Source organism: Flavobacterium aquidurense, from assembly GCF_002217195.1.
GTDB classification, from domain to species: domain Bacteria; phylum Bacteroidota; class Bacteroidia; order Flavobacteriales; family Flavobacteriaceae; genus Flavobacterium; species Flavobacterium frigidimaris.
Genome location: NZ_MUGR01000054.1, coordinates 62001 through 87853, shown reverse-complemented (window position 1 = coordinate 87853; position 25853 = coordinate 62001). Strand labels below are relative to the sequence as shown.

At 35.2% G+C, this 25853-nt stretch carries 20 protein-coding genes; 3 read left to right on the top strand and 17 right to left on the bottom strand.

Annotation, left to right across the window (positions count from 1 at the left end):
- Positions 1-180 precede the first annotated feature (180 nt).
- The 7 genes from B0A67_RS22415 to B0A67_RS22385 form a co-directional block, all read right to left on the bottom strand.
- Positions 181-603, bottom strand: coding sequence for an organic hydroperoxide resistance protein (locus tag B0A67_RS22415; protein WP_072964630.1), 423 nt, complete (start codon positions 601-603; stop codon positions 181-183).
- Between the two features lies 1 nt (position 604).
- Entirely contained in the window at positions 605-1039 is a 435-nt protein-coding gene (locus tag B0A67_RS22410) for a MarR family winged helix-turn-helix transcriptional regulator (RefSeq protein ID WP_072964629.1), read from the bottom strand.
- A 30-nt stretch (positions 1040-1069) separates the two neighbouring features.
- A complete protein-coding gene (locus B0A67_RS22405; protein ID WP_072964628.1) occupies positions 1070-1702 on the bottom strand; it encodes an NAD(P)H-dependent oxidoreductase in 633 nt (210 codons plus the stop codon).
- A 230-nt stretch (positions 1703-1932) separates the two neighbouring features.
- Entirely contained in the window at positions 1933-3294 is a 1362-nt protein-coding gene (locus tag B0A67_RS22400) for an MATE family efflux transporter (protein ID WP_072964638.1), read from the bottom strand.
- 126 nt (positions 3295-3420) lie between these two features.
- Positions 3421-4293 (bottom strand): helix-turn-helix domain-containing protein, encoded by an 873-nt coding sequence (locus tag B0A67_RS22395; RefSeq protein ID WP_072964627.1) that lies wholly within the window; start codon positions 4291-4293, stop codon positions 3421-3423.
- Positions 4294-4471: 178 nt separating this feature from the next.
- Positions 4472-5014 carry a cysteine hydrolase family protein gene (locus B0A67_RS22390; protein WP_072964626.1) on the bottom strand — a complete coding sequence of 181 codons (543 nt, stop codon included), beginning with the start codon at positions 5012-5014 and terminating at the stop codon, positions 4472-4474.
- A 263-nt stretch (positions 5015-5277) separates the two neighbouring features.
- Positions 5278-5694 carry a winged helix-turn-helix transcriptional regulator gene (locus B0A67_RS22385; RefSeq protein WP_072964625.1) on the bottom strand — a complete coding sequence of 139 codons (417 nt, stop codon included), beginning with the start codon at positions 5692-5694 and terminating at the stop codon, positions 5278-5280.
- Positions 5695-5810: 116 nt separating this feature from the next.
- On the opposite strand from B0A67_RS22385, the gene B0A67_RS22380 reads away from it, so the two are divergent.
- Positions 5811-6788, top strand: a complete 978-nt coding sequence (locus B0A67_RS22380; protein WP_072964624.1) for an NmrA/HSCARG family protein — start codon at positions 5811-5813, stop codon at positions 6786-6788.
- A 221-nt stretch (positions 6789-7009) separates the two neighbouring features.
- Here B0A67_RS22380 and B0A67_RS22375 read toward each other — a convergent pair whose 3' ends face one another.
- The 4 genes from B0A67_RS22375 to B0A67_RS22360 all read right to left on the bottom strand — a co-directional run bounded on the left by B0A67_RS22375 (position 7010) and on the right by B0A67_RS22360 (position 11267).
- Entirely contained in the window at positions 7010-7459 is a 450-nt protein-coding gene (locus tag B0A67_RS22375; RefSeq protein WP_207557378.1) for a hypothetical protein, read from the bottom strand.
- Positions 7460-7731: 272 nt separating this feature from the next.
- On the bottom strand, positions 7732-8331 hold the full coding sequence (locus B0A67_RS22370; RefSeq protein ID WP_072964622.1) for a hypothetical protein: 600 nt from the start codon (positions 8329-8331) through the stop codon (positions 7732-7734).
- Between the two features lie 269 nt (positions 8332-8600).
- Positions 8601-10352: an alkaline phosphatase D family protein gene (locus B0A67_RS22365; protein ID WP_072964621.1), complete on the bottom strand. Its 1752-nt coding sequence runs from the start codon at positions 10350-10352 to the stop codon at positions 8601-8603.
- 195 nt (positions 10353-10547) lie between these two features.
- On the bottom strand, positions 10548-11267 hold the full coding sequence (locus B0A67_RS22360) for a hypothetical protein (protein WP_123887463.1): 720 nt from the start codon (positions 11265-11267) through the stop codon (positions 10548-10550).
- Positions 11268-11624: 357 nt separating this feature from the next.
- Here B0A67_RS22360 and B0A67_RS22355 point away from each other — a divergent pair, with 357 nt between their 5' ends.
- Positions 11625-14903 carry an AsmA family protein gene (locus tag B0A67_RS22355; protein WP_207557377.1) on the top strand — a complete coding sequence of 1093 codons (3279 nt, stop codon included), beginning with the start codon at positions 11625-11627 and terminating at the stop codon, positions 14901-14903.
- 142 nt (positions 14904-15045) lie between these two features.
- Here the strand turns inward: B0A67_RS22355 and B0A67_RS22350 are convergent, their stop codons facing one another.
- From B0A67_RS22350 to budA, 3 genes are read right to left on the bottom strand one after another with little or no spacing between them, the layout of a single operon-like run.
- Positions 15046-15402, bottom strand: a complete 357-nt coding sequence (locus B0A67_RS22350) for a hypothetical protein (protein WP_123887461.1) — start codon at positions 15400-15402, stop codon at positions 15046-15048.
- 35 nt (positions 15403-15437) lie between these two features.
- Positions 15438-16859 carry an L-dopachrome tautomerase-related protein gene (locus tag B0A67_RS22345; RefSeq protein WP_072964617.1) on the bottom strand — a complete coding sequence of 474 codons (1422 nt, stop codon included), beginning with the start codon at positions 16857-16859 and terminating at the stop codon, positions 15438-15440.
- Positions 16860-16904: 45 nt separating this feature from the next.
- Entirely contained in the window at positions 16905-17684 is a 780-nt protein-coding gene (gene budA, locus B0A67_RS22340; RefSeq protein WP_072964616.1) for an acetolactate decarboxylase, read from the bottom strand.
- 115 nt (positions 17685-17799) lie between these two features.
- On the opposite strand from budA, the gene B0A67_RS22335 reads away from it, so the two are divergent.
- Complete coding sequence (locus B0A67_RS22335) at positions 17800-18648, top strand: AraC family transcriptional regulator (protein WP_072964615.1); 849 nt, start codon at positions 17800-17802, stop codon at positions 18646-18648.
- Between the two features lie 167 nt (positions 18649-18815).
- On the opposite strand, the gene B0A67_RS22330 is transcribed toward B0A67_RS22335, so the two are convergent.
- The 3 genes from B0A67_RS22330 to B0A67_RS22320 all read right to left on the bottom strand — a co-directional run bounded on the left by B0A67_RS22330 (position 18816) and on the right by B0A67_RS22320 (position 25776).
- Positions 18816-20522: a thrombospondin type 3 repeat-containing protein gene (locus tag B0A67_RS22330; protein ID WP_072964614.1), complete on the bottom strand. Its 1707-nt coding sequence runs from the start codon at positions 20520-20522 to the stop codon at positions 18816-18818.
- 324 nt (positions 20523-20846) lie between these two features.
- The gene (locus B0A67_RS22325; protein WP_084074651.1) at positions 20847-22451 is read right to left on the bottom strand and encodes a RagB/SusD family nutrient uptake outer membrane protein; all 1605 of its coding nucleotides are present in this window, start codon (positions 22449-22451) and stop codon (positions 20847-20849) included.
- Between the two features lie 4 nt (positions 22452-22455).
- Positions 22456-25776, bottom strand: a complete 3321-nt coding sequence (locus B0A67_RS22320; protein WP_072964613.1) for a TonB-dependent receptor — start codon at positions 25774-25776, stop codon at positions 22456-22458.
- Between the last annotated feature and the right edge of the window lie 77 nt (positions 25777-25853).

Sequence of the window (25853 nt, the reverse complement as noted above, 5' to 3'; positions counted from 1 at the left end):
CAAGTTTTGCACTTCATCCATTCTAAATTCAATACTTACGATCAAAACGTAAATCTGAGGAGCACTAGAAATTAAACATAAATATTCCTTATCCCTACCCTATTTTAATTCTCAAATCCTTATAAAATAAAAAAATCCGCATCAAAAGATGCAGATTTATATAATTTAAAGAAATTAATCTTAGCTATTGGTCACCGTAAGTTTAACTTCAATATTAGATCTTGTCGCATTTGAATAAGGACAAATCTGATGCGCTTTTTCCGTTAATTCCTGCGCTTCTTCAATAGTGACTCCAGGAATATTCACATCCAATTCTACTGCCAGACCAAAACCACCGTCTTCATTTTGCCCGATGCTTACTTTTGCAGTTACCGTAGTTTCACCAGTCTGCGTTTTTGATAAACTGATAACACGATTCAGTGCACTGTCAAAACACGCTGAATATCCAGCTGCGAAAAGCATTTCCGGATTGGCAAAATCATCATTGGCTCCTCCTAAAGCTTTAGGCATTCTAACCTCAAGGTCCAAAATTCCGTTTTCACTTTTTACCTGTCCGTTTCTTCCGCCTTTTGCAGTAACGTTGGTTGTATATAATGTTTTCATTTTATTTTTGAATTTTATTTAAAATTTTCTGAACCGTTTCTTTGAGTTCGAGTAGATCTTCATTTGTCAGATTCAGTTCTTCCTGCATTTTTAACGGAATTTCACACGCTTTTTGCTGTAAATTCCCTCCTTGATCAGTTAAAAAAACCTGAACTACTCTTTCGTCTTCTTTTTTTCTTTTTCTAATGACAAACCCCTTACTTTCAAGTCTTTTCAGAAGTGGTGTTAAGGTTCCACTGTCGAGATACAGTTTTTCGCCAACCTGATTTACCGTCAAGCCATCTTTTTCCCAAAGCACCATCATCACAAGATACTGCGAGTAGGTAATATCAATTTCATCGAGAAATGGCCGGTACAAACCGATAATTTCTTTTGCAATAACATAAATCGGAAAACAAAGTTGGTTTTCCAATTTGAGCGGGTGGTAATTTTCCATAATCTAATGACAAAAAACAGAATAAAACTATTATTTTCTGATAATAAATTCCTCCATAGGAATTCTAACTTTCTTCATATTAGAGAGCCAGTCCTTCTCTGTATCTCTGTAGCCCAGATATAAAAGCGTAACACTTTTTAAACCTAATTCCCTTAGATCCAAAATCTCATCTACCACTTCATTACTGAAACCTTCAGCCGGAGTAGAATCAACCTTCAGTTCAGCTGCCTGAGCCATTGCCAAACCTAATGCAATATAGGTTTGTCTTGCTGTGTGCGCAAAATGCTGTTCAGGAGTCTGAGCTCCGTAGATTTGCTTGATCTGATCCGTATAACTGCTAAAACGACCTTTTGGTAATTCTCTAACATCTGTGTGATGATCATAAACTTCATCGATTTTCTCATCAGAATAACTATCCCATGCTGCAAAAACCAACACATGAGAAGAATCTCTCATAACTTCCGGATTTAATGCGCCTTTTACCATCTTCTCTTTCAATTCCTGATTTTCGACAACAATCACACGAAAAGGCTGCAATCCGGAAGAAGTAGGAGCTAATCTTGCGGCTTCTAAAATTTTATTTAAATCGTCTTCTGACACTTTTTTTGTTGAGTCATACGCTTTTACGGCATGTCTCCAGTTTAAATCTTCTATTAATGACATTCTATATTATTTTATAAATTAGACATCTGATTCTTAAAATTATTTGAATCAAAATAACAATGCAAAGATACAGAATAATTAAATTGTGCGCAATTTAATTTAACAAAATATATTTTTAGATGAAGTCTATAGTATTTGTTTGAAAATTACGACACGTATAGTCACACGTAGTCACATCCATAAATTCTATTTTTATGATTGTATTTATACCTTACCAAATTAATTATGTCTTATAGATTATTTTTCAAGACTTTGTTCATTACATATCGGAACCTTAAATACAGTAAAACAGATGATGTTAACAGCCCCAGCGTCAGACCGTACCAGATTCCCTTTACTCCTGCATCGAAATGAATTCCTAAAACATAGGCCACAGGCAGACCAATAAGCCAATATGCAATAAAGGTTATAAAGGTAGGAATGTTTACATCTCCCATTCCTCTTAATGTTCCTAATCCGACTACCTGTGTACCATCAAAGAGCTGGAATAGTGCGGCAATTATCAATAATTGTGCTGCCAATGCTACAACATTTGTGTCATTGGTTATTAAGTAAGGCAAATATTGATTAAAGAGTGTAAAAATTACAGCAAAGAACATCATGAAAATAATAACTAAATGATAGGAAGCATAAGCAAACCTCTGAAGTCTTTTGTATTTCTGATTTCCAAAACTATTTCCGACTTTAATAGTTGCAGCCGATGCAATTCCTCCCGCCATCATATAGGTCATTGCTGCAAGGGTTATTGCTGTTTGATGAGCAGCCTGTTCAATTGCACCAATGTGACCGGCCATTAAAGCGGCTGCTGCAAATGCCCCAATTTCAAATACATACTGCATTGCCACAGGCAATCCTATTTTTACCACTTTTATAATTTTTGAAAAATTAACGAACTTAACAGAGAAATGCTCTATATAGACTTTAAAATTCTTTGATCGAAGCACATACCACATCATAACCAGCATCATTAAAACCCTGTCTATCAATGTTGCAATTCCTACTCCCTGAACTCCCATTGGCTCAATGCCAAACATTCCCTTTACCAAAATCACAGCGATAATTACATTGAGCACATTTCCCCATATCGTTATCGACATTGCCTGTTTTGTGAAACCAAGCCCTTCTGCAAACTGCTTGAAAGTTTGAAATATCATTAAAGGCAGAATAGATAAACTTAAAACAAGTAAATAAGGTTTTGCTGTTTCTACTACCTTAGGATCCTGATCTGCATGCTGCATAGCAAACATAGAACCATAATAGACTATTAAAAAAAGAAAAACGGCAGCTGCTATATTAAGCCATAAGCTGTTTGACAGCAGCTTGGCACATTCCTTAAAATTTGATTTTCCATTTTCTTGTGCAATCAAAGGTGTTAATCCATAGGCAATCCCTAATCCAATGACTAAAACAACCATGAAAACAGAATGAACCAGCGAGACCGCTGCCAATGATATAGTTCCTGCATAATGCCCAATGATAACTGTGTCAAGAGTCTGCACCAGTGTATGCCCAAGCTGGGAAATTACAACAGGCCCTGCAAGTGTTATTGTACTTTGGTAATATATCTTATTGGATTTAATTTTTTTGATCATATTAAAAATTTGACTGCCAAATGGCAGATTAAAGTGTTTTGAAACTGCTATTCCGTAAACTTTCATTATGGCATAGCAATTCTGTTGTTGTAAATTTATGTTATTCTGTAACAGTCTTATAAAATGTTATGAAAATATACCATTTTGGTAATCTGAGAGGAACTGACTGCTGGTTATTCCTGTCTGCGTTTTAAAAAATCGCATCAAATGTCCGGGTTCTGAAAAATGAAGATCATAGGCTATCCCAGCAATCGTCTTTCCGGAATGTATCAAATCATTTTTTATCTCGAAAAGCAGTCTCTGTTTTAAGAGTTCTGTCGCGGTCACATTAAACTGCTTTTTCACACAAGTATTAATGGTAATCCTGCTCACATTTAGTACATCTGCATAATAGTCGATCCGCTGCTTCTGCCTGATGTGCATTTCCAATAACTGTTTAAACTGGTAAGCAAAGTTATTTTCTGCCCTGTCAATCGAAAGATTATTTGCATCAGCATATATTCTGTTAAACTTCAAAAGCAGGTAGTAAGTAAGCGATCGTATGATGTGGATACTGTCTGTTCTGCTGTTCACAAGTTCATATTTGATTTCCATAAGCTGACCAAGTGCTTTTTGAAGTTCTTCCTTTTCAATACTAATATTTAAAGGATGATTCAATTGATAGAAATACAGAAGCCGGTACGTAAAGAATTTGTCTGAGAAGAAATCATTAAGAAAATTTTCCTGAAAAACGAGAACAGTATAATCCAATCCTTCTTTCTCCAAAGTCCATTGCCTTTTTTGAAAGGGAGAAATAAAAACAACTGTATTGTCGGTTATATCGATCTTCTGTTGATTTAAAATCAGGGATCCTGTAGCAGTCTTAAAAAGCAATATTTCAAAAAAATCAGTATTATAAGTATCGCGCTCCAAATACCTCTCACTCAGTATATCGCCATGCAATACATTGAGAAGTACTTCAACACCACATTCTGTTTTATGAAATTTAACTGTTTTCATTTTCTTTTATTCGTTAACGGTTTAAAATCCGTTTCATTTTCTTTCTTTAAAATGTGACGAAATATTATAATTAAAGCAAATTTACAACTTCATTTACAAATTACTTCAAACCAAAAAAAAATGAGCAGTAATAAATTACAGCTCATTTTATAAAAGTGATACTTATTTACTCTTTATTTTACGATAGCAAATATTCTTCTGTTGTTGTAATTTTTGCATAAAAGAATTCCAGTGCTGCCAAAAATGCATTATGAACATCTGCCGCGTTGACCTCCTGACCATTTATTTTAAGATTCAGTGTAGCGCAGGCATCTCCAATTACGGTACATTCAAATCCAAAATCAACAGCAGCCCTAGTCCCCGCATCAATGCACATATGGGTCATCATTCCCGCGATTACTAAATGTGTTATCTCTTTTGACTGAAGATATTCCAGTAAATCAGTTTCTCTAAAACTATTAGGAAATTGTTTCGTAATTACTTTCTCGCCTTCCAGCGGTTTTACATTTTCATGAATTTCTACACCTTTTGTACCGGGAACAAAAATGGGAGCACCTTCTCCCGATATATGCTGCACATGAATAATAGTCGTGTTTTCTTTTCTAAAATGCTCCAATAGTTTCTTGGCGTTTTCACTTGCAGCAATAGGATTGACAAGTTCTAAAGCTCCGTTTTCAAAATATTCTTTCTGTATATCAATTAATAGTAATGCCTTATTCATTTTACTTTAATTTTAAAATTTATATAGGACAAAATTAAAACTTAGAGGTGCGATACCGGATACCAAAGCATAACCAATAGATACCATTTTGATAAGCAAAGCTTTTTAATCAATGATACTTTCAAATTAATATACCAACAAGAACAGATTGCATGATAAATGAAAACACATGGAAATCCTTATTTTGAAAATCTCTATTAAGAAGAAATTAGTTTCTCTTTATCGCAAAATTTTATGGTAGTAAATCTATTTGTTATCAAAAATTATCGTCCTTTTGAATTTTGTGGCAAAATCGCCGCAGTAACACGTTTTACATTGATAAATTCACCTTTTTGAACAGCAACGTGATTACCCCACTCTGTGATGGCATTGAGTAGAGGAATACAGGATCTTCCGAAATCCGTTAAACTGTAAACAACTTTAATAGGAGGCTTTTTGCCGTGAACCGTTCTCGATATAAGGCCATCCTTTTCTAGTTGCTTTAATTGCAGGCTAAGAGTCATCTCTGTAACAGCAGGCATTTCTTTTCTTAACTCATTATATCTTTTATCTGCATCTTTTAAATGATAAAGTATAACTGCCTTCCACTTTCCGCCAATCAGATCCATAGCTATACTGACAGTGCACGGAAACAGTTTACTATTCACCTTAATTAAATCACTTTTACATTCTAAATTCATAGCATTTGGTTTTTATAAGAGCTATCTAAATAGATAGTTATTGCAAATTTAATTAACTATAAATAATTTTGCTACTATAATTTTTATAGTTTAAAATTCACTTAAAAAAATATCATATGGTATCTGATCTCAAAGGACATAAATCAAGCTCTCACGAAAATAAACCGCTTATCACTATCGTAGGTATTTTGGGTAAACAAGGAAGTAGTGTTGCGCAAACTCTTTTACAGAGTGGCCGCTATCGGGTACGAGGCATTACAAGACGCGTTGATTCTCCCGATGCAGTCAGGCTGATTGACCAGGGCGCTGAACTTGTTAGTGTACCACTTAGTCCTGGATATAAAAAAGATTTCGTTAAAGCATTTCAAGGTTCATACGGTGTGTTTATGCTAACACCCAATATTGCTCCCCCGCAAATACATGAGTTTGCATTAGGTAAAGAATTGGCAGATGCCGCTGTTGAAGCAGGAGTTCAACATATTATCTTTAGCAGTTTGGAAAATGTAGATAAAATTACGGCTGGTAAAAAGTTTGCTCCGCATTTTACAGACAAAGCCAGAGTTGAAGATTATATCCGTACACTTCCGGTCAAAAGCACATTCATATATATGGGATTCTTTTATACAAATTTCCTGGAATTTTACACTCCAATTGTAAAGCACGATGTACTTGTCTTTCCTATCTATCTCCCTAAGGACTTCCGGGCACCCTTTGTTGATCCCACTACAGCCACGGGGCCGGCTGTTTTAGAAATTTTGTCATATCCTCTTAAATACGCAGGTAAATCCTTACCGGTTATTGGTGATATCATCTCGCCTCAGGAAATAGTAGATACCTTTGTTAAAGTCACAGGCAAGAAAGCCCAATATAGTTCAGCATTCACACGGGAAGATTTTCTGGATCATTTCCCGGAATTTAGTTCAAATGAGACTTTAGTAAGGGAGATTATCGGTATGTCAGAATATGCTGTTGAATATGGCTATTACCAACAAGACAGGAATTTGCTCTGGAGCAGACAAATAAATTCTAATACCCTTACCTGGGAAGATTTTTTGCGTAGTACAAATTGGCAAGGCGAAAAACAAATTTATTGATTCTTTAAGATAATGATGAGAAATCTGTCTGTTTAATCAAAGATAAATGCAAATTGGCAGCTCTCATATATTTTAGAATTCGAATATTTATAAACTAAAAAAAAGTTTTCAAAAAAGTCTAAAAAAATCGGAATATCTAATGCTAGTATTCCGCTTTATAAATCATCTTACCATGAATTTTACAAGTTTTTATTGTATTCAATATCCGATGTAAATCTTACTTACCAATTATTTATCTTTTGAGATTTCTCCATAATTTGTTTTAAAACCGAATTGAAATGATCGTTTAATCCACTCGCGGCATCTTCTAAAAGAAGTTTTCCATTTTTATCATAAATAGCTACTCTATCCCTATCGCCTTTTACAAGTTTTAGAGTAGTCCAACCACTGCTGCCCCAGCCACTTGTAGGTTTGTAAGTTCCTTCATACCATCGTTTACATTCAAAAACAGGGCTGTTAATCCTAATCTTACCATCTTTAAAAAGAAAGGATAACGTATAAGACAGATCATATTTATAGTTCCCTTTTCCAAAACCTCCGGCGCTATGCCTTACAGGCAGCGCTTTTTCTTCATATGCTGTCAAACTAATACTTTCCCCTTCCACTACATTGAGTCCTTTTTGAGGATTACTGTACATCGTATTAATGGCATTTAGTACATTCTTGTACAAATCCTTTTGTTTTGCGTTGGGCACATTCACTACCGTAAAATCGTTATTATCGTTTGATACAAAGCCTTGAGGGGTGAGTTTAAAATATTGGGCGAAGCTTAGCTGTGTGACAAGCAGAAGTATGAGAATACTGAATGCTTTTTTTATATTCATAATTTGTAAAAATTTCAAGGTTATTATTAAATGCAGCATTATGGTGAATACGTTCAAAAACTTAAATTAAAGATGTTTGAAATTCAAAATACTCTCCACCAAAATTTGAACTTTTTTATTTACGGATTAACTATATCTAAATAAGGAAGATTAAAAACCCCTTCAGTAATAGCTATTGCTTGTCCGGAATCTAAATTTCGGACTTTTCCGGAAAAGGTGCCTTTAATGCCACTTTTACTTATCGACTCAATTTTTACTGTAAATATATCGTCTGCGGTGCGCGTACTGTACAAAATGGTTCCCTCAGGCGTTTGAACGGCATATCGTGCCACCATTTCTTTATCTGCTGGTGTTGAATAGGTTCCTACTGTAATATCACCTCCTAATTTCCGTATTTCAAAATCTAATGATGGCGGGAGCTGTTGTCCTATTTTTGGAAAAGGAGCTTCATATCCTCCGATTACAATTTGTTCAAACCGATTATCATTGCCGCCTCCCTGAAAGTTTACATTATAAAAATCAACTTTTCGTCCGTCCAGACTTGCTCTGAAATAATATTGTGATCGAGTTTTATTTGGTCCGTCTTCGTCACTTGAACAAGCCGAAAAGAATACTGCCGAAATTGCTGTATAAAAAAGCATTAGCAGCAAACCTGCTGGTTTATTTTTAGAAAATCTGGCTTTACATACCAAAAAGCCATTTATAATCTCATCTCCCATTTCTGTTTTATTTGATTTAAAACAAATTTACTCAGCGCCAATATTAAAAACAATACCTGATTACATGGTTATTTTTATGAAAAATTCATCATCAGATATGGCGGGTCGTAAAACGGCTTAACTCTCAAATATCAAATCATAGCCTTAGTTTAAGAATATTCAAAATCTATAGAATAAAAAAACCGGAACACGATTACTCCTGTTCCGATTTAATGCACTTCTTTTTTTGACACTTCTGAAAAAAAATCGATCAGTGCCAAATGAAATTTCTATGCTATAGTATATTTTTTTTCTGTAATAGTTTGTGTAGTTTCAGTTGTTACACTGTCTACAAATCGCCATTCCGCTTCAGAACCAGAAAGTGTAAATTTAAGATATGTATATCCTCGCTTGTGTAAATTTGCATATTCTAAATCATCTATCAGCACTGTAAATGCCTGTGCTAATTCTATTGCTTTTGCAGGATCTGAGCTAATTCCAAGATAAGCTTCCAGTCCTGGTGATGAAACAGAACTGCAGGCAATTTCAATACCTATAAAATTCCCTTGCATATTGGTCAGTTTTCCCATCCAGGCATTATGAGTATCTCCGGCCAGCACCACAACATTTTTCCCGGAAAGCATGGAATACAATTGCTCTCTTTCGGCAAAATAACCGTCCCAGGCATCCAGATTATAGGGCAAAGTTGTCGTAACTCTCGCAATTTCCTGAGCGGTTAGAGATGGGTCATTTTGTTTGTGTCTCATTTTAATAACAACAAGTGCAGAGATGGCACCAATAAGAGCCTGCATGGTCGCTGGCTGTGCACTTCCAAAATGATCTACTTCTGCTAAAACCTGGTTCAAAAGCAACAGCAGCTCTGCAGGAATCAACATTTTTGTCATCAGGATCTGCTGGCCCAATACTTTCCATTTAGCAGTATCTGCACTGATTTGTGATCCCAGCCAGGTCATTTGTTCGCTTCCAATTAATTTTCTGCCGGGGCTTAACAAATCTGTTCTAAATTTTGTCTGGTCAAAATTTCCGCTATTATCAATATAATCTGCATAACTCATCTGCTTATCTCTGGCTATAACTCTGGTATCCATCATATAAAGCGAAAGAATATTACCGAAATTAAAACTTCTGTAAATTCTAAGATCTTTTCCTGTTTTAAGCGGAATGTATTCGCTGTAGGCTTGAAAAGCTGCCATCTTTCTCATCTGAAAATCCCCTTCGGCGGGCTGATGGTTTTCTGCACCGGATTTATAGGTGTCATTAGCAAACTCATGGTCATCCCAGACGCATATAAAAGGTTTTTTCTGGTGAAGAAGTTGAAGATTTTTATCTCCTCTATATTGTCTGTAACGCTCTCTGTAATCGTTGAGGCTTGTAATCTCCCTGGCGGGTTTATGTTCTCTGCCCAGCGGGTTGGTAAAAGGATTTGTTCCGTATTGTCCCGGCGCATATTCATAAATATAATCTCCAAGATGAACCACTACATCAGCATCCGAAGAAGCAATTGCTCCATACACATTAAAAAGTCCTGCCGGAAAATTAGAACAGGAAACAACAGCCATTTTTACATCATTTACACTATCTGATTTAGACGGCAGTGTGCGTGTTTCTCCGGTAACAGTTACCTGTTTGGTTTTGGTATTATAAAATCTATAATAATATTTTGTATTAGAGGTAATATTCTGAACATCTACTGCTATTGTAAAATCGTTTGTAGAAGATGCTCCGGCCTGCCCTTTTCTTGTTACCTCAGAAAATGCGGCATCCTTACTTAGCTCCCAGTTTATTTGAGCATCTGAACCTGCTGAATATCTTGTCCAGATAATCACTCCTGTTTCAGTCGGGTCAAAACTGGCTACTCCAGTCTCAAACCCTTCATTTTTCATTCCCTGCGGCGCACCGCTGTTCTCCGTTTTATCATCGTCACTACAGCTTTCAATAAGTGGAGCGATGAAAACTCCTCCGGCGGCCAATAAAGAATTTCTAAGAAACCTTCTTCTGCTTAAATCATTGTTGTTTTCCATAAAAAAATTTTTATATCAAAAAAACAATGTAATATTAAAACAGAGGTTATGGCACTTTTAAAATTACCTTACATTACTATTAACAATCCATTTACTATAATAAATTATTGATCTGTTTGGGAACTTTAAACTGAAACTTGTTCCTCTTTCACACTATAAAAGTCTCCTGTTTTTTCTTGTATAAACATTCCGTATTTAAAACAATATCGAAAAGCCTTTAGTATATTTTGTAAACAAATCGATTGCAATCAGGATGATCATTAAGAAAATAAGAACTAATATATAGGTAATTATTTGGGCTTTCTTATTGAATTCAAAAGTGGCTGGATTTATAAAATAATCAGCGTAGACAGCCTGAGAAATTTTTATATGTGGGGAAAATAAAGTAACGCCCTGCAGAAAATGTCCAATTAGATGATATTTATTTTTCGGGATATAGGTCATTCCATTCTCAGGTTTAGAAAAATCAATGGGAATCTGTCTGCCTTCTTTAAAACCAAAAATATATCCCGGAGAATATTTTGTTCCAATTTTCCTATCGATATCACTTACATAAGCTTCTCTGCTCCTTTCGAGCTCCTTGTATAAAATACTCTGGATAATGCCATTGTATTGGTGATGATGTATACCATCTTGATCTACAGAAATGAGGATGATTTTTTTCAGTTTTTGACGCTTGTAATTCTTATAAAGTGCCCACATAATCCAAAGCAATATAGAGAAATATATTAGGTCAAAGATCATCTCACCAGTAGAGATGGGACTATTATGCTCCAACTGGATACTTAAAGGAAGTGCTATAAATAAAGCAAGCATTGCGATACCTAAAAGCCCAAACAGCACATATACTACTGCAGTAGCCGCCAGATTGCGTTCAGAAACTATTTTTGGGAAATTTTCTTTGTTATAAATCATTATGCTTAATATTAAAAAAATAGGCATTTTTGGTAAGAGATACAAATTCTTAAAAAACTTACAAAAATATTTTGTTGCCCCGGTAAAATTAAAACATCTAAAATCATAGTGCAAATTTTCTGGCGCTGTGTGAAAAAAGCTTCATTTATAAATAGTTAAAATTGAATTATAATTTTCAATTCGACCATTCATTTATACTTTTTTTGTTTTTTCGAAGTTTAGAAGTTTGGAAAGTAATCTTCTCAACTAAAAAAATTAGAGTAAAATGGCCTTTTTTGCTAGTTTTATCTCTAATATACACCCTTCTTTATTTCTTATATCTCTATTTTTGCTTTCTTAATAAATATGTTTAAAAAAATGATTAAAAAGATTTTAAAAATTACTTCAATTTTTACAGGATCTCTACTGCTGCTTTTATTGATAATCCTGACAGTTGTTCCGTATTTTTTTAAAGATGAAATAACCCATAAAATAGAAAGTATTGCAAACGATAAACTGGATGCAAAGATCTCTTTTGATGAAGTTGGCCTTTCGGTTTTTAAACACTTTCCTGCATTAATTGTTTACGCTAAAAATATTAGTATCGATAACAAAAAAGTTCAATTTGCATCATCAAATGTGGTAAAGGCCAAAACGGCAGCAGTTGGAATTAATTTTTATAGTTTGCTAAAAGGTAAAATTATTTTGGACGCTATTTATTTGGACTCCGCTAATTTAAACCTTGAAATAGATTCCAGTGGAAATGCCAATTTTAATATTGTAAAACCGTCTGATACTACAAAAGACACTACTAGTACCGAATTTAAGATCAAACGTATTATTGTCAACAAAACAAACATATCGTATAATGACAAAAGCACTCCTTTAGATTTTAAAATTCAAGATCTTAATTATAAAGGAGAAGGAGATTTAAGCGCTGCTATTTTTGATCTTAACTCTCATATCAAAATAAAATTGTTCGATTTTAGTGCAGACGGGGTTCATTACGTGCATAATAAACCCATAAATGCAGAAATTATTACCCATATAGATGCCAAAGAACTTAAATTTAAGTTCGAGCGCAATAACATTCGCATCAAAAATTTTCCTTTCTCGTTCAACGGCTATTTTGCTTTCATTAAAGGAGGATATGATTTTGATTTACACATGCAATCTAAAAACTCTACATTAGAGGAAATGCTATCGATTGTACCGCCTTCTTATGACAATTGGAAAGAGCAAATGGCTATTACAGGCAATATCGATTTCAAAATTATAGCACGTGGGAAGTACATGCAGGACCAATCAGAAAAACCAATGGTTTTAGCAGATCTGCAAATTAATAGCGGAACCATTGCTTACAAAAAAATTAAAGAGCCTGTAAAAGAAATTAATATCAAGGCCAGAGCTTTGGTTAAAGACCTAGATATTAATAAATTAAAATTTGATCTGGAAAATCTGTCTTTTAATCTAGATGGAAAAAAAACAGTCGTTAATTTTCATTCAGAAGGCTTTAAAAAGTTAAAAATTAAAACGGCTGTTTCAGCGAATTTAGATTTAGCAAAATTTAAAGAAACGCTAAACCTAAACCGACTTGATCTTCGCGGAGACATTGCTATTAATTTAAAAGCCGATGGTATCTTTTTGCGTGATCTGGGTTTTAGTCCGCGTTTGAATAAAATGGATACTATTATTAAAAGTATTCCGAAGTTTCAGTTCAACGCAAGCTTAAAAAATGGATATCTGAAAGATCTAAAGAGAAAAGATGCTATAAAAAATGTGAATCTGAATTTAAGTTTAACGGCTAAAGACAGTATTTTACGCAACATTTCAGGTAAAGTAACCAATCTGAATATAGAAGCGCTGAATAATTTTATTCGCGGAAATTTCTCTCTTCATAAATTATATCCTTTTACGGTTGATACTGAATTAGAATCTAAAATTAATTTAGCCGAGGTACATCAATTTTATCCTTTAGACAGTCTGGAAGTGAAAGGAGATTTGAATTTAAAAGTAAGTATGCATGGGGTTTTAAACCGCAAACAAAAAAAATACCCCTCTTCTAAAACCATTGTAAATATTAAAAACGGCTATTTAAAATCACTTAAATTCCCCAATATTCCGGTACAGAATATAAACCTGAACGCAATTGTTACGAGCGAAAAAGGTACAGGGCAAGATTTAAATGTCAAATTACAGCCTGTTGAGTTTGTTCTGGCCGGATCTCCTTTTAAAATAGAAGGAGAAGTGAATAACCTTTATGATTTAGTTTACAATATCAAAACTCAGGGAACTCTGGACATTGGTAAATTGACTCAGATATTCCCGATTAAAGACGTCAATGTCTCCGGAATCATTCAGACCAATCTTATTGCTAAGGGCTCTAAAAAAGATTTAGATGCCAAAAATTACGACAACATTAAAAATGGCGGAAAGCTCGAAGCTAAAAACATAATCATTAAGAGTGCCTTATTTCCGGAAACGTTTCAAATTTCTAAGGGTACTTTTAAATTTTTTAAAGATAAAATGCGTTTTGAGGATTTTAATGCTACCTACGGTAAATCTGATGTTGTATTGAATGGTTATATCCACAATTTTTTACGTTATATGTTTAATCGCAAATACCTGCGCGATGCTAACGAAAAGCTTAAAGCTGAGATTGACCTTTCGAGCAATCACATTAATGCCAACGAGTTTTTTGACATGATTGCCAAATATACTGACAGTAAAGCTGAGGAAGAAACAGCTCAAAAAACAGATTCTACGGCTGTAACCACTAGTATTAAAAATGTAAATAATAAAAATAAAAACTACGTCATTAGAATTCCCAGAACAGCAGATCTAAAAATTACGGCAAAAGTGAATCTCCTTCAATTTGACTCTTATAAAATCAATAATTTTATAGGAACCCTGGATATCAACGATCGTAAAGTTCAGGTAAGTCAGGCTACTTTTGATATGGCGGGTACCCAAATAGCGATGACCGGAGATTATAAAGCACAACACCGTTTATTAGCTAAATACAATGCCCATTTTAAAGCCAGTAATTTTGATATTCAGCGTGCCTATGCAGAGATCCCCATTTTTGCAGATATGGTGAGTATGGCTAAAGATGCCTACGGCCTGGTTTCTGTTGATTACCAACTTGGCGGAAGTATTGACCAAAATATGGATATTGATTTTAAATCGATAGCCGGAGACGGAACACTAACTCTGGAAGATATTAAATTTAAAAACTTTAAACTTTTAAATCATGTAGCCAAAAAAGCGGATGCTGCTGATTTAGAGAAAGCTTCCTTTAACAAAATTGCGATTCATTCCTCGATTAAAAATAATGTAATGACTATTACGCCTACCACCATGAAAATGGCTGGTTTTAGAGGAAAACTTGAAGGCCAGGTTACTATGGATGGTAAAATAAATATCGGATTCCGATTAGGGCTGCCACCAATGGGACTTATCAATGTTCCTATGAAAATTACAGGTACCGCAGAGGATTTTAAAATTACAACCGGTAAATTCAAAGAAGACACTACTTTTTCAGAAGAAAGCGAACTCAATAATCTGAAAGCACCAGAGCGACGAATCAGAGAAAAAGACACTCTAAAGTTAGCGCCTGTCAATTCAAAAGTGTTAGATACACTAAAATCAAGGTAAATATTTTTCTTGAAGATTTTACTTGTAATTAAAACTACCGGGCAACATTATCTCTCAATAAAAAAGAAGCTGTCTCAAAACTGAGACAGCTTCTTTTACTACCAGAACTAATCAATTTTCTTTTAATTAGTAACTATTTCAGTTAACCAAATAAAGCAGTTCCATCATTCATTCTTTCTATTAATCCCATACAAAGTGAGCCTGTAAATAGTGTAATTGCTATTGCTATAATTCCGAAAAGCAGCAGCAATTTTCGAACAGATACCTGCGCCGGATTTTGTTGACTATCTTCTGAAATGTGATGATATATATTTCTGAAGTTATTATAGATTATAATTCCTGTACAACCAATAGCAAAAAAGAGCATCGCTATTATCACAGTCAATATATAAAATTGAAATTGATTGCCATGAATAAAAACATCACTAATGGTTATTAAACTCAGCATAAACAAAGCTACTACAGCTGTAAAAACAGAAATTTTGAAGAATGTAAACATAGTTGCTTTTAATATTGATTTTATTGGATAATTATCTATTTCTTAAAACGATAGATATAATAAGGAGGTTTACCCTCATCGCCTGCTCCTGTAAATGCGGGAGTACTATCCAGTTGATTCACCGAAATATACATCCAATCCTCCGGCCCCTGGTAAACGTTATCCGGCCATAGTAATTTCTCTTTATCCTGTACGATATTGGTCAATTTACCAGTAAGATCTAATTTTGTAATTGCATGATCCTGCAAGTTAGTAAAATAATGATTTCCCTCAGCATCCGTTATGGCACCATCACTAAAAGGTTTATTTCCTGCTTTTTGGATCGAATTACTAATGATAGTATCACTTTTTCCTTCTCTTAAGGGTTTTGCAGGTACATTATACCATGAATTACCGTTCATCGCTCCAAAAAAAATGGTTTCTCTATCATCAGAAAGTGTAATAGGATCAATTGCTACCCGTGCAGGTTTACCACCAAAATGGGTTACTTTACCTTTAATAATCATGTCTTTATCTTCAGCTTGCAAAGAACTGTGTCCGCTGAACCTGCGTACTTTTTTAGTTTTTAAATTCAATACAATAATTCCCGGATTGGTAATATCTGCGAGGTAAGCAAATCCATTTTTTTCATCTATTGCTACATCTTGCATAAAAGTTCCTTTAGGCGCTACAGATAAAGGCAATTCAATTTTTTGTGCTACTTTGTTTTTACTGATGTCAAAAGCCCAAAGTCTTGTTTTTCCTAATTCAAGCCCCATATCGATAACCCATAATTGATTGTTTTTGTCAAAAATCAAACCCAGCATAGCATCAAAGGTAGCATCACTTGCTTTTTTACCGTTCTTCTGATAAACATCTGAAGGATATGGAATTGCTTTACCATTTACAATTTCTACCAATTGTGTTTTTTGACTTCCCAGTGGATGTATTGTTGCAAAAACACGACCTTCTGCCGACACCGCAACATCACCAGGCCGTATATCCATTGCAGCGACAACTTCTAATTTATTGTTGGTTTTGCCATTATTTCCAAAATAACTTGCCGTACCTTCTATCCAGTCTTTACGGGGCGGAGCAAAGAAATCTACATCTAGTGTACCATCTTCAAGACACTCAAACTGATGTGGTATATTACCCGGAATTATAAGTACTTCTCCGGCCTTCACAATATAATCTTTGCCTTGCATCGTTACTTTTACACTTCCTTTTGTAATATAAGATGTTTGCTCATTAGGATGCTGGTGCAAGGGTACTTTTGCTCCTTTATCCATCTTAAACAAAGCTAGCATTCCTTGTTCTCCATATACATATTTTCGCTGTAGTTTATCTCCCAACTGCTCCCATCCTAAATCATCAAACTTAATATGCTGTATCTCTTTTATATTTTGTGCGGTTAAAGAATTAGTAAAAAAACTCACTACAGCAACTGCCAATATTGTTAATTTTAATTTTATCATTTTTAATTTATTTAATTATTTTGAAATCTATTCTCCATACAATTACTAGTAAGAACTTTTGGTGCTTCTTTGCTGCGGCCAGGGTTTATTGAAAGTCTCATTTTGCTTTGGCAAAACAATCTCATAACCTGGTTTTTCGTCTATACTAATTTTTATTTTAGCAGAAGATAAGTCACCTGAAACCAGGTGCCCGCCAAATGTTTTATCATCTGATATAAAGTGAAAATGAAAAGGTGACAAATCTATAGATGCAAAAGAAGGCGGATTATAAAACCCAACCATCGTTCCTGAAATCTTTTCACTTTTATAAAGAGGTCTTGTTTTCATTAACTCAGCTAAACCAGTAGTATTTTTATCCTCTAATTTATTTGCTCCGCCTACTACAATTGATTCAAAAGTGCACTCTATACGTATTGCATAAGGTTTATTTGAAGATGGAAGTTTGCTTATTATTTCCTTTTGAAGCATTTCTATATTTTTAATACCGCTCGTCTCAAACTGTTTGTCAGCCCTAAAAAAAGCAACAGCGGCAAAAGGCACCTCTCTTTCTGATTCCGCTTTTGTAACACGCCCATCCGAAGCTATCCGATAAAAAATACCGTCCAGAGCTATCATTTCTCCATCAAGATGATTATAAGTACCTAGTCCGAAGCTGCCTTTATCAGCAAGAGATTTAATACTAAGCTCACCTATGTAAACGCCATTACGCATGGCATCCATTACAGAATAATGGAAAATTGGTTTTTCTTTTTGAATTTGTCCATTTGCCCCCAGAAAACTCACCGTAGTAATAAAGGAAGCTATTGTTGTTAATTTTTGTTTCATTGTTTTGATTTATTATTCTCTTTACTTACTGCATTATATAAACAAAGATATTTTTTAACAGACAAGATATATTGTAGAATTTCATTGTATTTTTGTACAAATTTATTATCAGTATATGCAACGTTTTACAAGTTATCATTCCTTAAATATATTCAGGCTACAACTAGACGAGTGGGAATTTCCAACACACAAACACAATTATTATGAATTCATTTTTATAGAAAAAGGAAGTGGAAATCACCTTCTGAACGATACCATGTTCAATTATAAAGAAGGAGATGTTTTTTTATTAAGACCCGAGGATTCTCATTCTTTTGAGATAGAAGAAAATACAAGTTTCATTTTTATAAAATTTACAGAACAGCTTTTTATAGAAAAATTAGAAGGTGGCAAAACTGCCAAATGGATGGAAATAATTAAAATCCTGTTACAAAATCCATCTGCTGTAGATGGAACCTTGATAACAGATGAACAAGATAAAAAACATATTTGCAGTCTATTGCAAATATTATTAATCGAGTTTTCTAAAACCTGTGCCTACAGTCGGGAAGTAGTTTTAGAACTTTTTGGTGCCGTAATGATGATGGTAGCAAGAAGTCATTCTACTTCAAAACACGGGGATCAATGTCCAAGTAATACGGAGCTGGATAAACTAAATCAAATTCTGGGTTATACCCGTTTACACGCACTGGATGCTGAGAAAATGCGCATTGAGAATATTGCAGCATTATTTGCTATGTCTCCTAATTATATTAGTATTTATGTAAAAAAACACAGCGGGGTTTCTATTCAGCAGCATATCATTCAGACAAAACTAAAAGCTGCTGATCAATTACTTAAAAATGGCCGTCATAATATCAATGAAATTGCAGCCAAATTGGGTTTTACAGATGCAAGTCATTTTAATAAGATATATAAAAAATATAAAAAAGTAAGTCCTACCGGGTTTATGAAACCATTATAATTTTACACTCTTATTAATGGTTTCCCTATCTCTCCATCGTCCGGAAATTATTGAATAGTTTTAGCTGTATCGGGATCTACACTTTGACAATATTTTTGAAACTAAAAAACAAAACAGGAACTAAATACCAGATCCTGTTTTGTTATCATTATATTTTTACGGAAGCCTTATTGCAGTAATCCTTTTGACTGAGCCAAAGTATCGACATTATTATTGGTTTTAGTCCAATCTGTTTTTTGTGTTGGATCGATACCGTTAAAATATTTCTCGATATTAGTATAACCGTCACCATTCAAATCTTTGTTTGCATCAGAAGCGTCCTTTGGATTTAAACCGTATTTTTTTTCCCAGGCATCAGCAATGCCATCATTATCTGAATCTTTGTACGCAATACCTTTGTAGTCAGGGTAACCGCCCACCTGATCGGGAGTGGTTATAATTCCTTTCTTATACGAGTCAGCAGGTAATCTTCTTTTTATGAATGCTGCACCAATTGAATTTTCTAAACCATCTTTGGCTTCAATTTTTCCCGTACGAACTTGTTTGATAACGCGTTGGTCAACGGCATCTCTTTTAGGAAGGGTGGCTCCCACATTGTTTAACACAAACTCATATGCCTCTTCTGCCTTCATAATTGTAATATGGGGCATCGAAAATGGTTTTGTCTGTTTGATATCTTCTAAATAATCTTTCGAATCTTTTAATGAAAGATCTTCCAGTTGAATTCCGCCATTCCAGTTATCAGCAGTTACTTGCGGAGATCCCACTATATAATTTCCATCAACATACGCTCTGCCAAAGGTTTTAGGTTCCATGTTACGCGATTCCGGTTTTAAGATTCTGTAACGAATAGGCTGGTCTGTTGGAGTGATTGGTCCGGGTTTAAAATAATTATTAATAATATTGAATAAAGAGCGATGGTCTCCGCCATCCAGAGATCTGTTCCACCAATTGAACACCACATTATTCACAAAATTAAAGTCGCCGTACATCCCGATCGAAGCGCTTCTGGAAATATTGTCCGCCCATAAATTTCTTAAAAAAGTGCTGTTTAATCCTCCAATGGTACTTCCGAAAGCATGATTGTAAACATCTAATCCTTCAGAAGAAATTGTGTTTTGAATAGTAATATTACAGACCGGTAATTTTTCTACTGCTGATTTTTTATTGACCTGAAACAGGTGTCTGTAAAGCGAAATATTTTCGTCGAGTCCCCAACTTACAGAGCAGTGGTCTATAATAACATTTCCTATAACATTTCCTCCAAGAGCATCATCTCTTCGGGTAACATCGGTAGCTCCGCGTCTGAAACGCATGTGCCTGATAATAACATCATGAGTATTTATTTCTAAAGTCTCTCCCGCTATGCAAATACCGTCCCCGGGAGCTGTCTGCCCGGCAATGGTAACATAAGGGGCGCGCATACTGACAGGCTTTTTTAACTTAATTATTCCCGAAACATTAAATACGATGGTTCTCGCACCTACTGCTTCACAGGCCTCTCTAAAAGTTCCTTTGCCACTATCTTCTAAACTGGTTACTATAAAAATTTTACCACCTCTGCCTCCCTGAGTAAAAGCTCCCCCACCCTCGGCACCAGGAAATGCCGGAATATCGGCTTGTACCAGATCTTTTGGATAAGCGGCCCACGGAACATAAGGACGTCCTTGTTTTGCTTCTTGTTTTATAATGTGGTAATTCGCGTTCCAGATTTCATCTAATCTTTTTTCTTCAGCCGCTAAGACGGCATCTGTTTTATCCTGAAGCGGCTTAGGAATTTCAGGATATTGTGCATACGCTGATGAAAAAAAGAAACAAAAGCAAGCAGCTGTAATGCTGCGCTTAAAAATGATATTTGTCAAAATATTTTGCATGTAAATTATTTTTTATAGTTTTTCGATTGACCAATTAAGGTAATCTCTACTTATTATTATTTCAAATGATTCAGCACATTTATCCCAATTGGCAAATGTTTGTTTCAATCGTAAGTTTATTTGGATTATATGCTGATCAAGCAACGATGCGCTGCTTTTACTGGTTTCTTTAAGATATTCTTTAATTGACTATTGTGATTTGCTGACAGCGCTGGTCAACATTTTTTCAAAAGAACACACAAACATAAACCCACATACATTTAGTACATGGGTATTATGCAACAAAGACTAACTACTTAACTATTTTAACTAATCTAACTATTTTTAATATGCGGGATTTTGAGCATATTCTCCTGAATCTAATGATATCGCTGATAATGGAATTGGGCGTAATATTTTAAAATTTCCTCCTTTTCCTAAAAATGGATCAATTCCGGCATCAAAAAGTGCCTTAATATCCGGATTTCTCACTTTGGTATATTCCATAAGTTTTCCAGTGCGTTTCAAATCAAGCCATCTGAAACCTTCACCTGCCAATTCTCTGGCTCTTTCTTCTAAAATAAAATCTAAATCTACGCTTGCTTTTACAGCAGCGCCAGCTCTCTGTCTTACGGTATTAATACGTGACAGGGCATTACCTGTATTTCCTGCTTTAAAATAAGCCTCGGCAGCAATTAAATACGTTTCTCCCAATCTTGCTAAATACAAATCATGGGTGTACTGAATAGAGGGTACTGATGTTTGTACACGATCGTATTTTTTAAGTGCAGGATAATCCGTAGTATTCAAACGATCCCACCAATGGTCTCCAAGCGGAGAGATTATCGTTTTCGTACGATTAAGCGGATCTTCTGCTCTCCAAGCTGCCACACCGGCAATTTGAGCTGCTGTTCTTGGGTAATAATAGGCAACAGGACTATTTGCAGGATTTAATTTCCAGCCAGAATAGGGATTCGTTTTGACGTTTAAAAATGTTCCTTCAAATCGGGTATCAGTATCTTCAAACAATGTCAATAAATATTGTGTGGGATGAAGTGTGCTTTTCTTTACAACTCCATCGTTTGCTCCCTGAACTAATGGTCCCCACGGATAATCCCAATTATGAGACAATCCACCGCTTTGAGTTGATCCCGGTGCATACTGAATTGACCATAAAATCTCTTCGTTTTTGTCTTTGTTGTATTCGAATAATTTGTCGAATGTTAAGTTAAGGCCCTGACCGGCTATCGCGGCATCTGCAAGAACTGCGGCATCACTAAAATCTGAAGCAGCTGCAAATGATTCATATCCACGCGTCAAATATACTTTGGCTAGGATATGCTGGGCTGCACGTTGAGTTACTCGTCCAAAATCTCCCTGAGTCGCAGGCAAATCGACGATAGCCAGTTTCAATTCATCAATAATAAACTGATACACCTCTTTGGCAGGTGTTCGCTCAAAATGGGTTATGGGTTGATTTATAAGGTCTTTTACCAAAGTTACATCGCCGAAATTCTGAACTAAAAGAAAGTAATAATAGGCTCTGATTGTTCTTAGCTCCGCAATTCTGGTTTTTAGGGCAGAAAAGTCTTCTGTTCTTTGAGCATACGCCAATCCCATATTGGTCTTTTGAATACTTTGATACAAAGTACTAAAAAATACATCTACTTCTGCTGTTCCGGGTGTCAGATTCTGATAGGAAGCCAGTCCTGCGGGAACTTCTTCATGAGCATTAAAAAATAAATCGGTACCTGCACAGAACATATATGGTGTAGGCTGATAAATATTACGTAACGATGCATATGCTGCGTTTACCAATCCTTCATATCCTTTTTCTGTAGTATAATAATTTTCTGCAGTAGTATTACCCAGATTATCTTCTTCTAAATATCCTGAACAACTTGTGAATATAAGTCCTAAAAGAACTATAACTGTTTTTATATTTTTCATCTTATTAAAATTTAACGTTAACACCAAGCTGATAGATTACATAAGCCGTATTTGTGGCGTCTACACCAGACATTTCTGCACCAGCCCATTCAGGATCAAACCCGTCGTATTTAGTAAACGTAAAAGGATTCAATACGTTAGCATATACTCTCATTGATGATAAACCCATTTTAGACAATAGAGTCGGACTAAAATTATATCCTAATGTAATATTCTGAATTCGAACAAATGAAACCTCTTTATTAAATCCCGGATAACCATATGCCTCGGCGCTTTCACCCCAATATTGCCCTGTAAAAGTAGCCTGAGGATAGGTATTTGAGCTTCTGGCTTGTGTTATTGGGTTTTCTCTGACATAGTAAGGCACATCTAAAATGACTTTGCTGTTAAAATCTGTAAACTCTTTGTGAAACGGACTAAATACATATGCCCCCTGTTTGGTAAATACAACACCGGTAAGATCCCAGTTTTTATATGTAAAAGTGGTAGAGAATGTCCCAATCCACTTTGGTGAAGGGGATCCTAAAACTTTCATGTCATGATCAATATCAATTTTACCATCACCATTTAAATCTTTTACTTTTGCAGTTCCTTCCAGAGCTCGCTGATCAGCCGGTGCCAATTCATCTTTCTGCCAAATACCATCAAAAACCATTGCATACACGACATTTACAGGCTGACCAATAAACCATCTGTTTGCAACATCATCTTTTTTGGCACCATAAAGCTCAACAATTTTGTTTTTATTGGTAGAAAATATAAAACCGGTTTCCCATTTAAAATCAGGATTATCAATATTGATTGTTTTCAGCTGAATTTCAACTCCTTTATTACTTACTGAACCTACATTGTCAATCATATTCGCCCAACCTGTTGGTGTAGCTAACTTTCTGTTCATTAACAAATCTTTGGAAAGACGGTCATAATAGTTAATCTCTCCTGTAATTCGGTTTCCGAAAAAACCAAAATCAGTTCCGAAATTCCATTCTCTTGTGCGTTCCCAGGTTAACTTAGAATTAGAAAGTGTACTTGGCAGAAAACCATTTGCTGATGTGCCGTCCCAATCATAATAAGTTTGCGAATTTAAGGCCGATTGTGAAGAATAGGGAGCAATATTATTATTTCCTGTATACCCAAAACTTACTCTTAATTTCAAATTATCTATTTGAGAAATATCTTTTAAGAATGATTCCTCTTTCATTTTCCATGCTACAGCGCCTGACGGAAATGAAGCCCATTTGTTGCCGGCTGAAAGTTTAGAAGATCCATCCCATCTAATGGTAGCTGTAACCAGGTATTTATCATTGAAGGAGTAATTGAATCTATTGGTAAACGAAAGCATGGTGCTTTTGCTGAATCCTGAAGAAGCATCTCTTTGCGGTGCGCTCTGCACATTATACCAAAGGGACTGAAAAGGAACATCCCTGCCATATACAAAAGATGACACTAAACGATCGTATTGGGATGATTGTATAAAATCATACGAAATAGAGTGCCTGCCTATTTCTTTATTAATATTCAGTTGATTATCCCAGATATAAGACAGCCTATTATCGTTCCACATTCTGGCCACTGATATAGAGCGTGACGCAAATCTGTCTAAATACTCTCCTGTTCTTTGAAAAACAGCACTAGGCGAAAAAGTAGATTTTAAGCTAATCCATTTAACAGGTTTATATCCAAAATAAAAATTAGATAAAACATTAAACTGTTCTACATTATATTGAGAATTCGATTCTAAAAAGGCATACGGATTCACATTATTTGAAATTCCTATCATAGGAGACTGAATGGTGTTTCCATTGGCATCTTTTGCCGCCGCATACGTAGGCATCCTGAATAATTGCTGTGTATATCCTTGTCGTGAAACCAGGTCACGATCAGAATAGGCTAAATTGATATTGGCTCCAATTGAAAATTTCTCACCCGGGCGGGCATCTACACTGGCTTTAAAATTATATTTTTCATACGATTGCCCTTCAGCATTACCCGTATCACCCTGATATCCAAATCCAATTACATAGCTTGTGTTGTCATTACTGCCATTAGCGGAGATAAAGTGATTTTGCTGTATACTTGGTTTAAGAAATTCATCGAGCCAATCTGTTCCTCTTCTGTTGGCTAAAGCATCCTGCCAATAATTGGTACCGTCTGCGCCTATAACAGTCGGAAATCCGTACGTAGGAGAGTTTACGATAGGATTTGCCTGAACTAAATCCCTCGCCACTTGTCTGTCTCTGGCCCATGTTACACTTTCATCGTAACTATTAAGAAAATCCGGCATGTTTGTAATACTGCGCACTCCCACATAACCGGCATAGGTTATACTTGATTTTTTATTTTTCATACCTTCTCCGGAAAATGTTGTCACAATTACAACTCCGTTAGAACCACGGGAACCATAAATTGCTGTTGACGAAGCATCTTTAAGTATGTCTATTCGCTGAATATCGTTAGGATTTAAGAAATTGATATTATCGGTCATAATTCCGTCAACCACATAAAGAGGTGTTCCTCCTGTGAGTGAATTGGCGCCTCGAATCTGGATATTAAAATCACTTCCTACTGAACCTGATTTCTGAGAAATATTTACCCCCGCTGCATTGGTCTGTAATGCCTGCATCGGGCTTGTGGCTCCTACTCTATTGAGTTCTTTATTGCCTATAGTCGATACAGCTCCGGTAACATCTTTCTTTTTCACAGCGCCATATCCTACTAAAACTACTTCGTTTAACTGGGCAACATCTTCCAATAATGTTACATTGATTGTTGTCTTATTTTTTATCGCTACTTCCTGATTAATAAACCCCAGGTAAGTAAATACCAAAATGCTATTTTCTTCCACTCCTTTTAGAGTAAACTTACCGTCTAAATCTGTTTGGGTGCCAATTGTTGTCCCTTTTACAAGGACATTTACGCCTGGGAGCGGTACCTTATTTTGGTCGGAAACAATTCCGCTTATCTCAAGAGTCTGCTCCTTTTTGATGATCAGGACTTTCGAGTCTTTAGCTGCGGCAGGAACTTTTGGCTTTACCGTTAACAATATCTGACGATCGTTGATTTTATACAATACATCTGTTCCCTTAAACAGTAATTGTAACACGTCGGAAATGTTTTTTTGATTTACATCTAAACTAATTTTCCGATTTACATCTATTTTACCACTTTCGAATAAAAATCTAAATTCAGAAGTAGTTTCTATTTTATTAAAGATCTGTCCTATGGCAGTCTCTTTTACATTCAATGTAATCTTGGTGTTTTGAGAGTAAGTGCTGGCTTGGATTTTTAACAAGGAAACCAATATTAAGATGGTCGAGAGTTTCATTTTTAAACTAATTTTAGGAAAATATGGGCATGCAAAGCTCTTCAGAATTATTTTTTTCATAATTTTGCTTAGGTTGT

What these genes read in the sequence shown, in the direction of transcription:
- B0A67_RS22380 (WP_072964624.1), top strand. Translation starts at nt 5,811, where the DNA reads ATGGTATCTGATCTCAAAGGACATAAATCAAGCTCTCACGAAAATAAA.
- B0A67_RS22405 (WP_072964628.1), bottom strand. Translation starts at nt 1,702, where the DNA reads ATGTCATTAATAGAAGATTTAAACTGGAGACATGCCGTAAAAGCGTAT.
- B0A67_RS22395 (WP_072964627.1), bottom strand. Translation starts at nt 4,293, where the DNA reads ATGAAAACAGTTAAATTTCATAAAACAGAATGTGGTGTTGAAGTACTT.
- B0A67_RS22400 (WP_072964638.1), bottom strand. Translation starts at nt 3,294, where the DNA reads ATGATCAAAAAAATTAAATCCAATAAGATATATTACCAAAGTACAATA.
- budA (WP_072964616.1), bottom strand. Translation starts at nt 17,684, where the DNA reads ATGAAACAAAAATTAACAACAATAGCTTCCTTTATTACTACGGTGAGT.
- B0A67_RS22320 (WP_072964613.1), bottom strand. Translation starts at nt 25,776, where the DNA reads ATGAAACTCTCGACCATCTTAATATTGGTTTCCTTGTTAAAAATCCAA.
- B0A67_RS22360 (WP_123887463.1), bottom strand. Translation starts at nt 11,267, where the DNA reads ATGATTTATAACAAAGAAAATTTCCCAAAAATAGTTTCTGAACGCAAT.
- B0A67_RS22415 (WP_072964630.1), bottom strand. Translation starts at nt 603, where the DNA reads ATGAAAACATTATATACAACCAACGTTACTGCAAAAGGCGGAAGAAAC.
- B0A67_RS22390 (WP_072964626.1), bottom strand. Translation starts at nt 5,014, where the DNA reads ATGAATAAGGCATTACTATTAATTGATATACAGAAAGAATATTTTGAA.
- B0A67_RS22330 (WP_072964614.1), bottom strand. Translation starts at nt 20,522, where the DNA reads ATGCAAAATATTTTGACAAATATCATTTTTAAGCGCAGCATTACAGCT.
- B0A67_RS22335 (WP_072964615.1), top strand. Translation starts at nt 17,800, where the DNA reads ATGCAACGTTTTACAAGTTATCATTCCTTAAATATATTCAGGCTACAA.
- B0A67_RS22355 (WP_207557377.1), top strand. Translation starts at nt 11,625, where the DNA reads ATGATTAAAAAGATTTTAAAAATTACTTCAATTTTTACAGGATCTCTA.
- B0A67_RS22410 (WP_072964629.1), bottom strand. Translation starts at nt 1,039, where the DNA reads ATGGAAAATTACCACCCGCTCAAATTGGAAAACCAACTTTGTTTTCCG.
- B0A67_RS22350 (WP_123887461.1), bottom strand. Translation starts at nt 15,402, where the DNA reads ATGTTTACATTCTTCAAAATTTCTGTTTTTACAGCTGTAGTAGCTTTG.
- B0A67_RS22325 (WP_084074651.1), bottom strand. Translation starts at nt 22,451, where the DNA reads ATGAAAAATATAAAAACAGTTATAGTTCTTTTAGGACTTATATTCACA.
- B0A67_RS22365 (WP_072964621.1), bottom strand. Translation starts at nt 10,352, where the DNA reads ATGGAAAACAACAATGATTTAAGCAGAAGAAGGTTTCTTAGAAATTCT.
- B0A67_RS22385 (WP_072964625.1), bottom strand. Translation starts at nt 5,694, where the DNA reads ATGAATTTAGAATGTAAAAGTGATTTAATTAAGGTGAATAGTAAACTG.
- B0A67_RS22345 (WP_072964617.1), bottom strand. Translation starts at nt 16,859, where the DNA reads ATGATAAAATTAAAATTAACAATATTGGCAGTTGCTGTAGTGAGTTTT.
- B0A67_RS22370 (WP_072964622.1), bottom strand. Translation starts at nt 8,331, where the DNA reads ATGGGAGATGAGATTATAAATGGCTTTTTGGTATGTAAAGCCAGATTT.